The sequence below is a fragment of the Streptomyces sp. NPDC046900 genome (assembly GCF_040644975.1).
GTDB lineage: Bacteria > Actinomycetota > Actinomycetes > Streptomycetales > Streptomycetaceae > Streptomyces.
Genome location: NZ_JBEYXD010000209.1, coordinates 1 through 3,704, shown reverse-complemented (window position 1 = coordinate 3,704; position 3,704 = coordinate 1). Strand labels below are relative to the sequence as shown.

Here is a 3,704-nt window from a genome sequence, read left to right as displayed (position 1 = left end):
GCGCTGAGCCGCTGTCGCACACGACGAGCCCTTCGAGGACCAGGCTCAGCGCGCCGGTACCGGTGACACGAACCCGGTCCGGGAAGACGGTCCTGGCAGACAGAACACCAGTGCCCACAAGCGTGACGTCGCCCGTTGCGGAGCGGAAGCCCCACCCGCTGGACAACTGAGCAACCAGGAATAGGCCCCGGCCATTCTCGTCGGCGATGCGAGCATCGCGCAGGCGCGGGCAACACTTTCCGCTGTCAAAGACTTCGCAGGTCAGGACTTGGTGCTGGATGAGCCGTAGCCGGATCGGGCTGGCGCCGTGGTGGATGGCGTTGGTGACCAGTTCACTGACGACCAGCTCCGCGGTGGACACGAGATGCTCCAGTCCCCATTCACTGAGCTGACAGGCGGTCACATGGCGCGCGGTGCAGACGACGGCCGGGTCAGTCGGCAGCTCCCAGGAGGCGATCTGTGCCGCGCTGAGTGCGCGGGTCCGGACAAGGAGCAAGGTGACGTCGTCGGACGGTGCCTGAGTCGGCACGGTTTCCATCACCGAGGAACACAAGTCATCCAAGGACTGCTCAGGCTGCGCCAGGGCGGTGCCCAGTCGGTGCAGGCCGACGTCGATGTCCTCGTCACGGGACTCGACCAAGCCGTCGGTGAAGAACGCAAGCCGGCTTCGCTCGGGCAGCTCCAATTCTATGGCGTCGAAGGGAACCAGCCCGAGACCGAGGCCGAGCGGCGCCCCAGTGGGCAGGTCGGGGAAGGTGACCTGCCCCTGCGGGTCGATGATCGCGGGCGGGACGTGCCCCCGTGCCATCGTGCACCGCCCCGTGACCGGGTCGTAGACGGCGTACAGACAGGTCGCGCCCACCACCGGGGCCTGGTCCGCGTCGCCGTCTTCCTCGGTCATCCGCCGGACGCTGTCATCGAGATGGCTCAGCAGCTCGTCGGGAGGCAGATCCAGGTCCGCGAGCGTGCGGACGGCGGTGCGGAGCCTGCCCATGGTCGATGCAGCATCAATGCCATGTCCGACCACATCCCCAACGACGAGGGCCACCCGGGCGCCGGACAGCCGGATCACGTCGAACCAGTCGCCAGCCACCCCCTGCGTCTATGTCGGCTGGCAGGTAGCGCGAGGCCGCCTCCACCGCGACGCCGCCCCTCAAACAATGCGGGAGCAGGCTGCACTGCAGCGCGAGGGCTGTCGTCGCGTCGGATACCTCGCGGGGCTTCGGCGGTTCAGCGAGTGCGGTTTGGTCGGTGGTCGCCATTCCGGTTCCCATCACGTGCGTAGGTGCGAGGGAAGCCGATCTTCAGGAGGTAGGGCAGCGTCGCGTGGTGACCTGCTACGAACAGCCAGTCGGCCCGTGATTCGCCTCGGTCGACGCGGATCGTTTCCTCCAGGCCCTGTGCTCGGGGAGGCGCTGCGGGCTTCCCTGTGCTTCGTTCCTGCTCATGCCCACAACGCTACGTACCCAGTGGCACCGGAGTATGGTCCATTTCTATGAAAGACTCCCAGACCAATTCTGCGGACAAAGCAAGATCGCGATCTACGGAGCTGGGACTCTGACCCACTCCCAAGCGTGGCGCCCCGAGCATGCGACGTGGCGCCCCGGCTTCGCGGTGCAACTGGTCTGACAGGCGGCGCCCAGGGACCCGCCTGGCCGTTCGACGCGAAGTGAAAATGGTCCACACGTGTGGGCGGACGCACGCATACGCTCCGATCATGACTGCAACAGCGCCCACGCCCGATGAACATCGGTGTCTTCCTCTCAGCCACTGACCTCGACGAGCACTACACCCTGACCACTCGCGAGTTTGCGGAACTCATCGGCAGGGCCGACCACGCCCTGGTGCGGGCGGATCCGATACCGGGCTGATCAAGATCGTCGCCGACGGAGTGCAGGCGCCGGGAGGGCGGCTCACGGCGATCTCGGTCGATCGACGTGAAGAACGTCCCAGGGCGTCCGAAGACGGACGAGCTGGACGCGGTCTGGCTGGCCAAGATCGCCGAACGCGGCGGGTCCGCGCCTCGTTCGTCCCACCGAAGCCGGTGCGACAGCTGCGGGACTACACCCGCACCCGCACCGTGTTCGTCCAGGAACGCACCCGGCACACTGTCCGGCGTCGTCTCGGACCTGTTCGGCATGTCCGGGCGGGCCATGCTCGACGCGCTGGTCGCCGGAGAACGCAACCCGCGCACCCTGGCCGACCTCGGCAAGGGCAACCTGGTCAAGAAGAAGCCGGCCCTCATCGAGGCCCTGACCGGGCAGTTCGAAGACCACCACGCCCGGCTGCTGCCGGTGCTGCTGTCCACCGTCGACCACCTCACCGCACGGATCGACGAACTCGACCGGCTGATCGCCCGGACGCTGGAGGAGATCACCACCCCGCCAGGCAGCACAGGCACCGGGGAGGAGGCCACCTCGGTCAGTGCGCGGACTCTGGCCGAAAAGCTGGACGCTGTGCCCGGGATCGGGCCGACCATCGCGCAGATCATCCTCGCCGAGATCGGCGCGGACATGAGCCGTTTCCCCACCCCTGAACACCTGGTGTCCTGGGCCAAGTTGTGCCCCCGCACGATCCAGTCCGGAGCGAAGAACCCCTCGGGGCCGGCCGGGCAGGGAAACCCCTGGCTCAAGGGCGCGCTCGGTGAGGCCGCCAACGCCGCCGCCCGCACCGGCACCTTCCTCGGCGCCCGCTACCGGCGCATCGTCAAACGCCGCTGCCATGCCAACGCTCTGGTCGGCGTCGCCCGCTCGATCCTCGTCATCGCCTGACGCCTGATCAACGATCCAGATGCCGACTCCCAGGAGCTCGGTGTCGACTGGCACCGCCGTCACCTCGACCCCGCCAGCAAAACCCGCGACCTCGTCCGCCAGCTCCAGGCCCTCGGCCACCAAGTCTCGCACAGACCGGTATCGGCCTGACCGTCCCGTCTCACCGCCATCCGGTCCGCAAGCGGCCCGGATGCTGCCGACGGCCCTCCCGCACATCGATTTTCCGATGAGCTTCAGAGTCAAGCTCAGGCTATGTAGGCTCGTTGAAGTATCACGATTAGGCCGCTGGCGAGCAAGAGAGCGACTGCTCCCAGAACGGTGATTTTTGTGTGGTCGCTCATTTTCAAGCTCGTGTTCCGTGTCGGAAATTTATGGCAGTCTGCACGGGTCTGCTGTGTGATTTGCAGTCCTTCGCCCGTTCCGTCGCCGGATCGCGCCGGTGGAGATCCTCATCACCACCGGCGCGACCCTATCTACGGAAATGCTCCCCGCCGTCTGTAGATCGTCGTTGCTCATCCCTTGACGGTGAAAGCTACTTCTGCAGGAAGGAGCGCAGCAGAGCCGTCACTTCCCTCGGCCTCTCCTCGTTCACGAAGTGGCCGGTCTTGGCCAGGACTCGTCCCTGGACGTTCACGGCGTACTCGTGCCACTGGTTGGGGACTCCGGAACCGAAGGAATACTGACCACCGATCGCGAGGATGGGCATCTTCAGCTTGCCCTGGGCCAGGAACTCCTTGTTCTGCTGAACATCTGTGCGGAGCCCACGGTAGACGTTCATCCAGGCCGTCGCACGGCCGGGCTCCTTCAGGAAGTGGGAGTAGTAGTCGAAGTCCGACGCCGTGAACGGCGACTTGTCGCGGTTCACGTACTCAAGCATCATGTCGTGGACGATGACGCGCTCGTGACCGGCGATGAGCTTTTCAGCGAGAGGCA

2 protein-coding genes and 2 pseudogenes are annotated in these 3,704 nt (G+C 66.1%); 2 read left to right on the top strand and 2 right to left on the bottom strand.

Annotation, left to right across the window (positions count from 1 at the left end; genetic code table 11):
* Positions 1-142: 142 nt before the first annotated feature.
* A pseudogene (locus ABZ904_RS50810) lies at positions 143-1,205 on the bottom strand (ATP-binding SpoIIE family protein phosphatase); the annotation flags it as partial.
* 537 nt (positions 1,206-1,742) lie between these two features.
* Here ABZ904_RS50810 and ABZ904_RS50805 point away from each other — a divergent pair.
* Both ABZ904_RS50805 and ABZ904_RS50800 read left to right on the top strand, forming a co-directional pair.
* Positions 1,743-1,933 (top strand): annotated as a pseudogene (locus ABZ904_RS50805) (TIGR00730 family Rossman fold protein); the annotation flags it as partial.
* 4 nt (positions 1,934-1,937) lie between these two features.
* The gene (locus ABZ904_RS50800; protein ID WP_361831104.1) at positions 1,938-2,771 is read left to right on the top strand and encodes a transposase; all 834 of its coding nucleotides are present in this window, start codon (positions 1,938-1,940) and stop codon (positions 2,769-2,771) included.
* Positions 2,772-3,303: 532 nt separating this feature from the next.
* Here ABZ904_RS50800 and ABZ904_RS50795 read toward each other — a convergent pair.
* Positions 3,304-3,704, bottom strand: a 401-nt coding sequence (locus ABZ904_RS50795; protein ID WP_361831101.1) for an alpha/beta hydrolase, incomplete at its 5' end; no start/stop codon positions are given.